A 13,601-nucleotide genomic window follows, 5' to 3' on the forward strand; every position below is an offset into this window, starting at 1 on the left:
CAAAAAAATGGCTCTCGCCACCCCAAAAGGGATCTGCGAGAGCTATTTCTTTATTCATTTTTCTGGTTTTGTCCCAGACTCATTATTCCGGAAGCACTGTGGGCTAACGCCCAAGTGTATCATGCTTGTAAGCTGCTGAAGCAGCAACAATCATGACAAAGTGACGTCGGAGCTGTCTTTTGGAGCACGTTTACGGAGCAAATATTCGTATGTAGAAGAGAGGCTGGGACTTTTGTCCCAGCCTCTCTTTCCGGTCGCATTATATTTCCCTCATGGTGCCTCTCACCTTTTCAGGAATCATAACGACTTCTGTTGTTAAATCAACGGGGCGATAGGTTGGATCAATACATTCCTCCCAATATTCCATATGCTTTTGATCAATCCAATGCGCAGACGTTTCTACATCTTGTCCGCCAGTTCCTTGAACGGAATACCAATACAAGTATTCATTCCCGTCCAAGATTTCACGGAAGATTGTTTCGACATACGTTTTTTCGCCTTCTAAGGTCACCAACACATCGTGTATGTTCTCATTCAAGAAGGTTAACCACTCATCAACTTTCTGGGTCTTGCCGCTCTTTACCTTAAATCGAGTTAATTCTACATTTATTTGATCCAATATGCTGTCCCTTCTGGTGTTCGGTCCATAAATCCATACTCAATCAGGTATCTTCTGATAGTCACGAAGTCTGCATAAACGGTTTTCAGTATCTCGTTGACTTCTTTTTCAGAGTAGGTTTTGTTCGGTTCGAATCGCCGGATAATATTCTGTAAAACAATAAGTTTCCGCTTCTCTTTGCTTGGGAAGGTGTCGATCTTTCCATCTAGTCCTTCTTTGAAATAAGTAGACAAGACTTTTTCCTTTTCTTCTTCCGTTATGGCATAGCGTTCATCAATCATGGTTGCCCCCTTGTGGAAATCAATGAAATCCGCACTCTTTTTATTTTCTTTCTTGTTCTCCAAAAGCGTCATCAAAGCCAGAAAAACCTTTGCCTGCTTTTCTTTCTCTTTCAACTTAAAACGATGTGTGCGGATTGTAGAGGCACTGCCACCATTCATCTCCGCAACAATTTCTTTGTCGGTTAAACCTTTTTCAAAATAATGAAGCAGTTCTTTTTGATGTGCGGTGATTCCGGTATACTTTTTATCCATCTGCAGTAAATAATCAAATACAGAAGTATGTGCTCGTTGAATGTGGTGACGAACCGTTTTACGAGCGTCATATAGTTTCCCTTCAATGGGGAAAATGACGCCATTCTCAAATCGCTCGTTGCATAGTAAGCAGACATATTCATCGTTCGTTTCATGGTAAAAATAACCCTGCGTCAGCTCATCAATCTCTGCATCCCAAAAATAATCTTCATCTGACATTTGTAAATAAACCTCCAATTTGTTTGCTTATTTATAAACATTATATAGTATTGTCTAATATATTCCAATAAAAAAGTAGCTTCCGTTTAAAGAAGCTACTTTTTTAATTAGAGTTTAGTATCCCACCGATTGCACCAAACGTTTTTGTTTACCCGTCCTTTGAATTCGCTCTTGCCAACTAACTTTTGAATCAACACGTCAACTGCCTCTTCGTGATCCATATGAGCATTGATATATGTTCGGCTCATGGTTAAATCGACTAAGTGGTTCGTCAAGTTTAGACTAATGAAGGCAGTAGGAACTTCTTTTACATACCAAGGTTGTTGGGCGGCCATGATGTCCGTAGCCACAAATTCTTCTATTTCAAATCCTTCTTTCTCTAATCCGTCTATCAGCGTTTTCTTTGTCTTATCAGAGTCCGTCTCCTTCAATAAAAATGAGTTGAATGCGGCGATGCTTCTCCGGACATAAGGGCAGCATATTCTGCGTATCTTTTACCAATGTGATGTATGATTCAGCCGCTCCTCTGTAATGATTCCGTTCTTGTATCCATCCGTGATCGTAAAGTACTCATTTCTTCAGAATCAATGACAACTTTGAACGAAGTATTCGTCATTATCGAAATTATCGAAAGACCAAATGTGTCAAAATAAATGCGGTTTACTACTAAAAGTGGAATAAATACCCTTTAGCCCTTTACTTATGTCGAAATAAGGGCTATAGTTATTACTGTAGTAGTTTTGTTAACGAAATAAGATTGTATGTTATTCATGTATATGATTAATTCTCTCTTTTTTTGAACGAAGTATTATAATATAACGTGCAAAAAGCACAACGGAGGAATATCATTATGAATAACGGTACAGTAAAATGGTTTAACGCAGAAAAAGGCTTTGGTTTTATCGAATGTGAAGGTTCAGATGACGTGTTTGTACACTTCTCAGCGATCCAATCTGAAGGATTCAAATCTTTAGACGAAGGACAAGCAGTTACTTTTGAAGTAGAACAAGGTAACCGTGGACCACAAGCAGTTAACGTTCACAAAGCATAATTTAAAATTTAACTTATCAAGAGGCTAGGAAAGACTAGCCTCAAATAAAAAAATCATAATGAAATAATCAGAATTCTGATTGTTTTATTGTGATTTTTATTTTTGGTTCACTGTCTCATTTAAAAGGACAAAATCTCTACCGCCTTCAGATTTAGAAAGCGGTAGGGATTTTCTTTGTTCAAGGATTACGTTTTCCCCTTTGTGTATTTCTAGCATACTATTTTTTTTGCGGAATGCTATGATAAAGGGGACGTATGAAAAAGGAGAACAATCAATGGAATTAGAACGAATTACCCTTTTTGTAGAAGGGAAGTTGGGTCAAGACACAACCGGACATGACCTGAACCATGTCAGACGCGTTGAAAATGTGGCCCTGAAAATTGCGGAACAAGAAAAGATGGCGCTAGAGGAAATTACCATCATCCGAGCAGCTGTTTTGCTGCACGATGTGATTGATGAAAAATTGTTTGATGATGTGGAGAAGGCGAAACAAGAAGTGAGGAGCATCCTGCAGGAAAGTGGTGCGACAGCTGAAGAAATTGATATCATCGAAGACACGATTGAAAATATGTCTTATTCAAAAAATTTAACGAAGAAGCGTAAGCTCACAAAAATTGGCAAGGTGGTCCAAGATGCAGACCGCATTGATGCGATTGGCGCAATCGGCATTGCCCGGACCTTCTATTACGGCGGTTCAAAAGGGCATGCGATGTATGATGAGACCGCACCGATCCAGGCAGAGGACTTAGATGAAAAGTCGTACCGCAAATCAACAAATGTGGTGAACCATTTTTATGAGAAACTGCTGCGTTTGGAAGACTCGATGAATACGGAAACTGGGAAAAAACTAGCGAAGAGTAGAACAGAATTCATGAAGAAGTACCTCGAACAATTGGCGAGGGAAATAAGAGGGGAAGTATAAAAGAGAGTGCTCCAAAAGGCCTTTAGACCCGAATCTTCTAACGCATCCCATATCCGTAAGCAGCTAAAGCAGCAACAATCGTGACAAAGTGACGTCGGAATTGCCTTTTGAAGCACGTTTACGGGGCAGACATTCGTATACAGGAAAGAGGCTAGGGATTTTCCCTAGCCTCCTTTTTGGAAGAGTCACATTTTAGATTTATCTTTTGATAGAAATCTAAACAACCAGCGAAGAAAAGCAATCCATAGCCCCAAATTCAGCAAAGACCATCCTGTTACGAGAAAAGCGTTTATTATTTTTTGCGCTTGCGCTTCTGTCCCTACATGATTCAAGAAGTAGATAACAACAAATGGTGAAACAGCGATTCCACCTAAGATGAATAAAATACTGAGGACGGAAGAGACAGCCGCTTTTTTACTTTCCTTCTTTCGTGCCTGGAAAATTTGATAAAGGAAAAATAAGATAGAGAGCACAATGATTGTATAGTAAAGAGCAGTCCCAAATCCGGCAAAGTCAAAATTACTTACTCCTGTTATGATTCGTAACCCTAAAAAAATATTTATGATGATGACGATCACACGAATCATGATTTTCCCCTTTCCTTATGTCAGTATGAGAAAAAGAATGGCCGGAACAAGAATGCTAAAGAAAGCGAGAGGTTTCATGACAGGATTTTTAAGTCGTTCGATTGACTTCACGGTAGTGAAAGGGTAAGTAGACAACGGAATCGTAGTGAAGAGTTGAACCGCGATTAAAATACCAATGAACCAATTGATATAGGAAGTGATGTGGATGATTTTGTTGAATTCCAAAACACCTAAGCCTAAAAGAATAAGTAAATAAGTTAAGTAAGCATACTTCTTGACCGTTGACATTTCGATCACTCCTTTTATCTCTTCACCAATTTTACTTCGATTTCTTCTTCTACATTTGTCTGTTCTTTTTCGTAGGAGAAGTGTACATAAAGGGTCTCGCCGTCTTCTATACTCCTAACTTCAGATACGGCGCCAACTAAATCGCCATCGAGTTGCGATGTGCGGGTATCAAGCACGCCCTCTTGATTACTGCCAATGGTAGCTGAATAAATTTGTTCTTTTTCTTTGTTATAAATCGTAAAAGAGGCAGCAGATACATGTGGTGATTCAGCAGGGTTTAGCTTTTCAATGGAAAAAAGATGATAGGTGGGCTGGATATAAATTTCCTTCCCATTCGATACGAGTACGAGGTCTTCTAAGGCAACATCTTTCGTCCTTGCATCAATAGCGAACACCTCCATTATTGTAGCATAGTTCACAAGTAGTGGAAGCGTTCATTTAAAAAGAAATGAGCTTGAAGAAGCGACTCTTCAAGCTCATTTCTTTTTATTTGTAATCGTAATCTGGAATGCTGGTCCAACGTTTTCTTAATTCGTGGGCAAGCATTTTTGGTTGGCGTTCGCGTGTGAAAATCCCTTTTTTATTTCCTTGGACACGGGCGGTTCCAACCTTGGTTTCAAAATCAGCAAAGTTCCAAACTTGTTCACCGGTTACTTGTTTGAATTCATCAAAGACGCGGTGGTACATTTCGTAGTAGCGCACTTGATATTCTTCTGTGAACGGAATATCGTCAATGGCATGGAAGCCGGCTACTGTATCGGCACCGTATTCGGTGAAAAGAATTGGTTTTTCTGGATGCTTTTTGATCCATGCTTCAATTTCTGCACGCAATGCTTTCTCTGCCGTTTGTAAATCGCCGCTGTTTAAGTACCAACCGTAGTAACGATTAAGTGAAACGACATCTACTAAATCTAGCACTTGATCCACATCTGGCAGAGCAAACATAATGTTGACGATGGTGGTAGGCCGTTTTTGCGGGTCTAACTCTTTTGCCAGATGGACGAGAGGCTCGAAGTATTCGTGTGCACCATCTTGATGGGAAGCCGGTTCGTTGGCAATCACCCACATGACAACTGCCGCATGATTTTTGTCCCGCTGAATCAATTCGCGGATGGCTTGTTCGTGTGCTTCATGAGTTTTCATCTCATCCCATGTGTTTTTCACATCAGAGCCGCTCGTTAAAAGGGCCGAGAATCCAGAGAATAATCCGACCGCAGGAACTTCATCGATGACAACAATCCCCATCCGGTCAGCCAGCCGCATCATTTCTTCTGAATAAGGATAATGCGAGGTACGGAAAGAGTTCGCGCCAATCCACTTGAACAGGTTCAAGTCCATCACATTCGCTGTTTCATTCAATCCGCGACCGTTGTAGTAGGTATCTTCGTGCTTGCCGAAGCCTTTGAAGTAGAACGGCTTCTGATTAATGAAGAATTGTCCTTCTTTAACTTCAACTGTGCGGATTCCAAATGGCTCATCGTACTCATCGATGACTTCGCCTTCTTTTACAACTTCTACGTGAGCGGTATAAAGATAAGCGTTCATTGGTTCCCACAAATGAGCTTGTTCAATCGTGATTGTGGCTTCTGGCGTGTCGGCGCCAGCAACTTTGTTTCCATCTTCATCTAAAATAGAAATCATCACTTGGTCGTAATCGCCAACTACTTGAACAGAAGTCTGAACGGAAGCATCCTCACCGTTTACAGATGGGGCTAACACGATGTCTTCTATGTACGTTTGTGGCGTGGAATAAATTTTGACAGGACGATGCAGACCCGCATAGTTGAAGAAGTCGAAGTTCTCATCTACATGATGGATGGTGCGTCCATGTTCATCCGTTGATTGCGTATGGTTTCCTACTGGCAATGTTGTGTAGTCCAAAAGGGTACTGACTTCCACCAGCAAACGGTTTTTACGGCGCTGGATGACCCCGTTTATTTCTGCTTCAAACGGCAGGAAGCCGCCTTTATGTTCCACCACTTTCTGGCCATTCACATAGACAGTGGCTTGATGCGTCGCGGAACCAAAGCGTAGAACCAGACGCTCACTTAATAACGTTTGTGGAATCGAAAACTCGCGTTCATACCAAATCGTGCCAGCATGATTACGGATTTTTGAAAGCACCCCTTGATCATTGAAAGAGCCGGGAACAGCCATCAAATCAGTAGTTTCCAGAGGTTGATCTATCGCGACATCCTTAGAGCCATCATCCAAATAAAATTTCCATACACCGCTTAGGTCAATCAAGCTGCGCGTATCGGTTAGAGTTGGGTACAACATCATTCATCCTCCTAAAGTGAGTAGTTATCATTAATTGTAGTGTACCGCGGATGCCGAGGATTCACAAATACAAACATTTCGAGTCAAAACGTGCAAGTGAGCCTCAAAAAAAGTCCCACTCATACCATTATTGCCAAAAGTGGACAAGTGAGCCTTAAAAATAACACTCACTTGTACCAAAATCGCAAAAACCGTGCAAGTGAGTCAAAAAAATTGGCTCACTTGCACGGTTGGGAATATTCAACTTGAATTAAAATGGATTTTCCAAGTAATCCAAGGCGTAAGTCACATGCAACTCGGCTGCATGCAGCAAACCTTTTTCATCAATATCAAATTGCTCATGATGGTGGTTGAATGCGGTTTGTTCGCTGCTTTGGGTACCGACAAAGCAGTAGATCCCTGGTGCAACAGCAAGGAAATCGGCAAAGTCATCGGCGCCCATGCTTTTTGGTGCATTGGTGATGATGTTTTCTGCGCCTACAATTTTTGCGGCGGCTTGGAATGCATGCTCGGCAGCGCGCTCGTCGTTAATCAAAGGGGCGGCAGCATCGTAGTTAGAAAACTCAATCGATGTGCGGTGCGCTTCAGCAGTTAGACGGGCGATGCGTTCGACTGCTTCTAATACTTGTTGGCGGACGGCCGGGTCAAAGGTTCGTACAGTTCCTTCAATCGTCGCTTCATTGGCGATAATATTATAGTTGGTTCCAGCGCGCAGGACACCAATGCCGACAACCACTTCGTCGCTTGGTTTTACTTCGCGAGCTACGATGGTTTGAAGCTCCGTGACAATCGCTGCTGCACTAACCAATGCATCACGGCCTTGATCAGGATTCGACACATGGCCGCTCTTTCCATGAACCGTGATCTTGAAGATATCACAAGATGCATTGCTTGGACCAGGCGTTGCGATAATTTTACCAAGCGGATTCCGCGAGCTGAGGTGAATTCCAAAGACATGATCCACATCATCGACGAAGCCGCCGCGGACGAATTGACGTGCGCCTGCTCCAATTTCTTCAGCAGGTTGGAAGGCAAGAACAATGGTTCCAGCGAAATCTGCAGTCCGTTCCTTTAACACTTTCGCTGCGCCAAGCAGGGCAGATGCGTGACCGTCGTGGCCACATGCATGGTTAACGCCAGGATGTACGGATGCATAGGGTGTTCCGGTCCGATCGTCCATCGGCAAGGCGTCAATGTCGGCACGCAGCAAGAGCTTTGGTCCCGGTCCTTTGCCGCCTTCTAAAGTAGCTAGCACACCGGTTTCTCCGACATTCACATAAGGAATCCCTATTTCTTCTAACTCTTCTCGGATCCGTTGAATGGTTTTGTATTCTTTTAAGCTGACTTCAGGATGTTGATGGAAGTGGCGTCTTAAGGAAACAATATATTCCTCTTGTGCCGCTACTTGTTCATGAATGGATTGTTGGGTAAGGGTAGACATGAAATTCCTCCTTGTTATTTGGCTTCATCCCAGATTGGAATGCTCGAACCTTTAGAAGATTCTTCAATAACTTCCGCAGTTCCTTCTGATTGGTAGTATTCAACGATGGTTTGGTACACTTCGTTATCCGCTTCTTCTGGCCGAGCAACAATGGTGTTGTAGTAAGGCGCAGATTCTTCTGTAACAGGTTCAAGGAATATCGCATCCTCCGTTGGAATAAAACCAGCATCTACAGCCATTCCGCTATTTACAACCGATGCATCTAAATCTTCTAATGCACGGGCCGTTTGCGAGGAATCCAATTCATGGAAAACAAAGTTATGTGGATTCGCAACAATATCTTCTTGTGTTGGCAACAGTCCTGCTTCAGGATCAATTTCAATCAACCCAGCTGTCTGCAATAAGTTTAACGCACGACCGGTGTTGGAACCGTCATTTGGAATACCAATTTCCGCACCGTCCGGTAAGTCCGCAACGTCTTTTATGGATAAAGAGTAAATTCCGAGTGGAGCCATTACCGTATACCCGATGACCGTCAAATCCTCGCCGGCATTTTCATTGTATTCATCCAAGAAAATTTCGGTTTGGAAGGCGTTCAAGTCAATGGAACCATCTGCCAAAGCCGTGTTTGGCGTGGCGTAATCAGTAAACTTGGTTAGTGTTACATCAATATTTTCTTTCTCTTTTAATTGTTCAATCGTATAGTCCCAAGGTTCATTCACCTCGCCGACTACCCCAATGGTTACTTCAATCGGCTCTCCGTTCTCACCAGCCGCAGTTGTATCAGACTCCCCACCACATGCTGCTAAAAAGAGAGCACTTGCTGCAACAAAACCTCCGAAAATTCTTTTCTTCTTCATCTATTTTTTCCTCCTATTTTCTTACTAAGTGGGATCTTCCCCCTTGACGTGCTGCAACACCTCAAGAGCCCCGGTTGTTACCTAATGATTCTTATTCCCAAGCTGGAACGTCATTACCGCTTGTGAGTTCTTCAATCAATTGCGCGGTTTCTTCTGTTTGGTATTCTGCGACAACTTTCAAATATAATTCATTTTCTGCATCTTCTTCGCGTGTTGCGATTACGTTTTTGTAGACTTCATTTACTTCAGCAATATTGTCCGTATCCAAGAACAGCGCATCTTCACTTGGAACAAGACCAGAGTCGGTTGCGAAGTTGGTATTGATGACTGCCGCATCCACATCAGGAAGGGAACGAGCCGTTTGACTTGCATCTAGTTCGGTAATCACTAGATTTTTTGGATTTTCGGTAATGTCGCTGACGGTCGGCTCTGTGCCTGCTGCTTCGTCCAGTTTAATCAACTCGATGGATTGTAGGAGTAGAAGTGCGCGTCCGCCGTTCGTTACGTCATTTGGAATCGCAATTTCTGAGCCGTCTGGCAAGTCTTGGTAGTCTGTTACTTTTTCAGAGTACAGACCAAGTGGAGATACATAGGTGAAGCCAATTGGAACTAAGCTTCCATCGTTGTCTGCGTTAAAGGAGTCTAGGAATGCTACGTGTTGGAAAGCATTGATGTCCACATCGCCTGTTTGAGCTGCTAAGTTTGGTTGCACGTAGTCGCCAAATTGTTCAATAGTCAATTCAATGCCATCTTCTGCCAATCGCTCTTTCACGTCTTCCCATACTTCCACTTCCACTTCACTTACTACTCCAACGGATACTTCTTGCGATTCTTCTTCACCGGCACCGGATGCGCCACATGCTGCCAGAAATAATGCCAAACCTGCTGTTAATCCAATTGTTTTTTTATTCATGATAAATTCCTCCAATTTTTAGTGTGTATTTTTTCTGACCAGATAATTGCCAATCGCTTGGCTGATGAAAACGATGATTAAGATTAAAACTGTTGCTACGAGAATCACGTCGTTTTGGAATCGATTATAACCACGAGAAATTGCTAGGTTTCCTAAACCGCCACCGCCGATTGCTCCAGCCATCGCAGTCAGACCGATTAAATTGATGATGGTGACAGCAGAAACACGGATAATGGATGCCAATCCTTCTTTCAAGTAAACGCGGAAAATAATGTCTAGATTGCTCGTTCCCATTGCCTGCGCTGCCTCAACAACTCCCGGATCTACTTCTAATAAGGCATTTTGTATTTGCCGGGCAAAGAATGGTACCGTTGAAACGACAAGCGGAACGATGGAAGCGGTCGTCCCAATAGCGGATCCCACAACCAATCGGGTAAACGGATAAATCAACGCTACTAGGATGATGAAGGGCAAGGACCGAAAGACGTTCACTAATTTATCCAGTACATTATAAAGGGTTGGGTTTGGGGTCAATCCATTATGGTCAGTAATCAATAAGATGATACCGAGGATGATTCCCAATACACCTGCGATTAAGGCTGAGAAAGTTGTCATATAGAGAGTTTGCAATAAGCTCTCCCATACTTCATCCCAAATCGGTGCCACGTTTGGCAGTAATTCATTAATAAAATCCATTACGCTTCTTCTCCTCTCTTGCTTTTAAGTGCCGCGATGGCTGCTTGATCGATAACTTCAACGGAAACACCGTTCTCTTTCAAGTAACGAATGGCTTCAGCCGTATTGTCTGGCGCTCCTGCAAAGACGAGCAGCAAGGTTCCTACAGGCATGTCTTGCAAAATTTCTACGTTCCCAAAAAGGATATTTCCTTGTACCTGGAAGTCATTGTTCAATCTAGCAATCAGCGGCTCACCCGTTGATCCACCCACGAAAGAAAGTTTCACCAGCAAGTCATCTTCTTCTAGATTCAAGAGAGTAGGATGCTCAATCACTGTTTCAATTCCTTGATCCACATGAGTTGCGGTATTGATGAAGTCTTTCGTCAGCTGATTTTGCGGTTTCGTAAAGATATCAAGGAGCGATCCGTTCTCAATGACGCGGCCGTCTTCCATTACCGCTACCTTGTTGCAGATTTCTTTTACCACTTGCATCTCATGGGTGATGATAACAATCGTCAAGTTTAAGTCCTTATTCAACTTTTTCAATAATTCTAAAATAGAAGAAGTCGTTTTCGGGTCCAGAGCACTGGTTGCTTCATCGCATAATAAAATCTCAGGGTCATTTGCCAAGGAGCGCGCAATCGCGACCCGTTGCTTCTGACCGCCGGATAGTTGGGAAGGGTAGGCATTCGCTTTATCACCTAAGCCCACCAAGTCGAGGAGTCCTAATACTTTGTCCGCAATTTCGTTCTTCGTTAAGGACGAACGTTTCAGTGGAAAGGCCACATTATCGAAAATCGTCCGAGAAGCCATCAAATTAAAGTGTTGGAAGATCATCCCAATTTTTTTTCGAGCTTCACGCAATTCTTCTTTGTTAAAATCTGTAATTACTTTGTTGTTCACCACTACTTTGCCCGAGGTAGGGCGTTGCAAAAGATTAATCGTTCGAACCAGCGTGCTCTTCCCAGCACCACTATAGCCGACAATCCCATACACATCTCCGCGGTCCACGTGGAGAGAGACCTCTCTTACCGCGTTAATTTCTCTTTTCTTGTCATCCCAGAAGGTGACCGAGACATTTTTTAAGTCAATCATCATTCGTTCCTCATTTCTAGTAAAATAAAAACACCCATCCTGCAGCTCCATTTTGTGAAAGCTTGCAAAGGACGAGTGCGCGCGCATCGTGTTACCACCTTTATTCGAATCATCCTCGCGGACAATCCCTTATGGAGTGAATCACTCCAGCGCTTTAAAGGGCGCACCCTTCAAGAACTTACTCGTCGCTCATCCTTGATGCTCCAAGGCCATTTTCCAGTCGTTCCGTCTGCTTGTTCCCACCGATCCAAGCTCTCTGTGAGACTTCCCGAACTGTACTTTCCTCTTCTTAGCATATGTTTAAATATAAAAAATCTCGTCCCGCCAACACAAAAAATCTGCGTTGAAAGGACGAGAGTTGCGTTTCATCTCGTGTTACCACCTTTGTTTACAAAAACATCACTGTTTTTGCCTCCATCAGTACGCCGTCCATTGCAACGGTTGATACTGGCACACTATAACGGGCGCTCCCGTCTTAATCTAAAGCTTACGCATTCGACTAAGCCACTCAGAGACCATCTTCCTGCACTTTTTCCTTGCTTGCTTTCACCAACCCAAGCTCTCTAGAAAAGGAATCCATGAAGTACTCTTCTCTTCTTCGTGTTTTCGATGTGCTTACTATAACCAATTTCACATTTTGTGTCAACCATAATTTTAAAAAAGAAGCTTTTACTATTATCTTGGAAAAAGGGAAGAGGATTGATACAATAAGAAGATGAGAGAACGATTAGTTTTCTAATCTTTATTTATACATCACTGTAAAAGTGGGAAGACCAGCTGTGAAAAAATCCTGAGCTTCCCACTTTCAACTCAAAGTGGGAAGATGAGAGAAAAAATATTTCTGAGCTTCACATTTTTCCCGAAAAAGGGAAGTTTAACATTAGAACATTCTCATTTTAATAATTACAGAAGAAAAAGTAGGAGGAAAACAGATGGCTCTAACCACAAATAAGCAAATGGAACTCATTACAGAATCGAAAATCAGGGAATTTGATCAACTGTTTCGCTCCATCGATGACTGCATCATGATGACAATGGGTGAACCTGACTTTGGCATGCCGGAGAATGTAAAAGAGGCAGCAATAAAAGCCATCCAGGCAGATGAGTCGCACTATTCTCACTCAATGGGAGCAATGGGTGTGCGCCAAGCGATTACGGACTTTTTAGAGAAGCGGTACCAGCTTTCATATGATCCAGAAAAAGAAGTGGTCATGACGATTGGTGCAACCGAAGCGATTTATGCGGCTCTATTAGGTGTTTTGAATCCGGGCGAGAAAGTCATTGTGCCAACTCCTTCTTTCCCATTATATAAACAAGCAACCACAGTAGCATATGGAGAAGTGGTGGAAGTAGATACTTCTGATACCGGCTTTATCTTGACTCCTGACAGGTTGCACCAAGTAATGAAGGAACAAGAAAATGTCAAAGCGATTGTGCTGAATTATCCGAGCAATCCGACAGGTGTAACGTACACACGGGAAGAATTAACGGCTCTGGCAGAAGCAATCAAGCAATATGAAATGTTTGTGATCAGCGATGAGATTTATAGTGAATTAACATATGGTGTGGAACATGTTTCGATTGCTTCCTTCTTACCAGACCAAACGATTTTAATCAGTGGAGCTTCTAAGTCCTATGCCATGACAGGATGGCGGGTTGGTTTCGTAGCAGCAAAAGCGCAATGGCTTCCTCCTATTTTCAAAGCACACCAAACAGCAGTCACAACAGGTGTGACGGTATCTTATACAGCGGCTGAAGAAGCATACCGCAATAGTGCGGATGATGTGGAGCGGATGCGCGTTGAATATGAGAAACGCCGAGATATTTGCGTAACAGCATTAACGGGAGCCGGCTTCTCGGTACCAGAGCCAAAAGGGGCATTCTACGTATTCGCTAAAATCCCGGCAGCTTTCGGTACAGATGACTTAGCGTTTTGCCGAGAATTAGCGAAAGAAGGGAAAGTTGGGATGATTCCGGGAAGATTCTTCGGCGCTGGGGGAGAAGGGCATGTGCGGATGAGTTTTGCGCTCAGCACAGAGCTCGTTCAAGAAGCAATGAACCGTGTCGGGAAGTATGTGGCTTCGAAGTAACGGGTTGTAAAAGAACGAAGAAGCGC

The 13,601-nt window shown here is 43.0% G+C and carries 15 protein-coding genes and 2 other annotated features; of the genes, 3 read left to right on the top strand and 12 right to left on the bottom strand.

What is annotated here, in order from left to right; all coding sequences use genetic code 11:
- Positions 1-259: 259 nt before the first annotated feature.
- The 3 genes from PVE40_RS08260 to PVE40_RS08270 form a co-directional block, all read right to left on the bottom strand.
- Complete coding sequence (locus tag PVE40_RS08260) at positions 260-610, bottom strand: DUF6176 family protein (protein WP_274731454.1); 351 nt, start codon at positions 608-610, stop codon at positions 260-262.
- Complete coding sequence (locus PVE40_RS08265) at positions 607-1,371, bottom strand: DUF2087 domain-containing protein (RefSeq protein ID WP_274731427.1); 765 nt, start codon at positions 1,369-1,371, stop codon at positions 607-609. Before PVE40_RS08265 ends, PVE40_RS08260 begins: the two co-directional genes overlap by 4 nt.
- A gap of 107 nt (positions 1,372-1,478) precedes the next feature.
- Positions 1,479-1,721 carry a hypothetical protein gene (locus tag PVE40_RS08270; protein ID WP_274731428.1) on the bottom strand — a complete coding sequence of 81 codons (243 nt, stop codon included), beginning with the start codon at positions 1,719-1,721 and terminating at the stop codon, positions 1,479-1,481.
- Between the two features lie 500 nt (positions 1,722-2,221).
- Between PVE40_RS08270 and PVE40_RS08275 the strand changes: the two genes are divergently transcribed.
- Positions 2,222-2,422 carry a cold-shock protein gene (locus PVE40_RS08275; protein ID WP_076768310.1) on the top strand — a complete coding sequence of 67 codons (201 nt, stop codon included), beginning with the start codon at positions 2,222-2,224 and terminating at the stop codon, positions 2,420-2,422.
- A gap of 274 nt (positions 2,423-2,696) precedes the next feature.
- Positions 2,697-3,344: an HD domain-containing protein gene (locus PVE40_RS08280; protein WP_274731429.1), complete on the top strand. Its 648-nt coding sequence runs from the start codon at positions 2,697-2,699 to the stop codon at positions 3,342-3,344.
- A gap of 185 nt (positions 3,345-3,529) precedes the next feature.
- Here PVE40_RS08280 and PVE40_RS08285 read toward each other — a convergent pair whose 3' ends face one another.
- From PVE40_RS08285 to PVE40_RS08325, 9 genes are all read right to left on the bottom strand, one after another.
- Entirely contained in the window at positions 3,530-3,931 is a 402-nt protein-coding gene (locus tag PVE40_RS08285; RefSeq protein WP_274731430.1) for a hypothetical protein, read from the bottom strand.
- Positions 3,932-3,946: 15 nt separating this feature from the next.
- Complete coding sequence (locus PVE40_RS08290) at positions 3,947-4,219, bottom strand: hypothetical protein (RefSeq protein ID WP_274731431.1); 273 nt, start codon at positions 4,217-4,219, stop codon at positions 3,947-3,949.
- A 14-nt stretch (positions 4,220-4,233) separates the two neighbouring features.
- The gene (locus tag PVE40_RS08295; protein ID WP_274731432.1) at positions 4,234-4,638 is read right to left on the bottom strand and encodes a hypothetical protein; all 405 of its coding nucleotides are present in this window, start codon (positions 4,636-4,638) and stop codon (positions 4,234-4,236) included.
- A 67-nt stretch (positions 4,639-4,705) separates the two neighbouring features.
- On the bottom strand, positions 4,706-6,499 hold the full coding sequence (gene uidA, locus PVE40_RS08300; RefSeq protein WP_274731433.1) for a beta-glucuronidase: 1,794 nt from the start codon (positions 6,497-6,499) through the stop codon (positions 4,706-4,708).
- Between the two features lie 250 nt (positions 6,500-6,749).
- Positions 6,750-7,940 (bottom strand): amidohydrolase, encoded by a 1,191-nt coding sequence (locus tag PVE40_RS08305; protein WP_274731434.1) that lies wholly within the window; start codon positions 7,938-7,940, stop codon positions 6,750-6,752.
- 14 nt (positions 7,941-7,954) lie between these two features.
- Positions 7,955-8,800, bottom strand: a complete 846-nt coding sequence (locus PVE40_RS08310) for a MetQ/NlpA family ABC transporter substrate-binding protein (RefSeq protein ID WP_274731435.1) — start codon at positions 8,798-8,800, stop codon at positions 7,955-7,957.
- A gap of 91 nt (positions 8,801-8,891) precedes the next feature.
- A complete protein-coding gene (locus tag PVE40_RS08315; protein ID WP_274731436.1) occupies positions 8,892-9,713 on the bottom strand; it encodes a MetQ/NlpA family ABC transporter substrate-binding protein in 822 nt (273 codons plus the stop codon).
- A gap of 18 nt (positions 9,714-9,731) precedes the next feature.
- On the bottom strand, positions 9,732-10,409 hold the full coding sequence (locus PVE40_RS08320; protein WP_274731437.1) for a methionine ABC transporter permease: 678 nt from the start codon (positions 10,407-10,409) through the stop codon (positions 9,732-9,734).
- The gene (locus PVE40_RS08325) at positions 10,409-11,485 is read right to left on the bottom strand and encodes a methionine ABC transporter ATP-binding protein (protein ID WP_274731438.1); all 1,077 of its coding nucleotides are present in this window, start codon (positions 11,483-11,485) and stop codon (positions 10,409-10,411) included. The genes PVE40_RS08320 and PVE40_RS08325 overlap by 1 nt, the downstream gene beginning before the upstream one ends.
- Before the next feature lie 64 nt (positions 11,486-11,549).
- Positions 11,550-11,785 (bottom strand) — a binding site (T-box leader).
- Positions 11,786-11,829: 44 nt separating this feature from the next.
- Positions 11,830-12,093: a binding site (T-box leader), on the bottom strand.
- 324 nt (positions 12,094-12,417) lie between these two features.
- Here PVE40_RS08325 and PVE40_RS08330 point away from each other — a divergent pair.
- Positions 12,418-13,575 (top strand): aminotransferase class I/II-fold pyridoxal phosphate-dependent enzyme, encoded by a 1,158-nt coding sequence (locus PVE40_RS08330; RefSeq protein ID WP_274731439.1) that lies wholly within the window; start codon positions 12,418-12,420, stop codon positions 13,573-13,575.
- Positions 13,576-13,601 lie beyond the last annotated feature (26 nt).

This window comes from Jeotgalibaca caeni (assembly GCF_028863945.1).
Classification (GTDB): Bacteria; Bacillota; Bacilli; order Lactobacillales; family Aerococcaceae; genus Jeotgalibaca; species Jeotgalibaca caeni.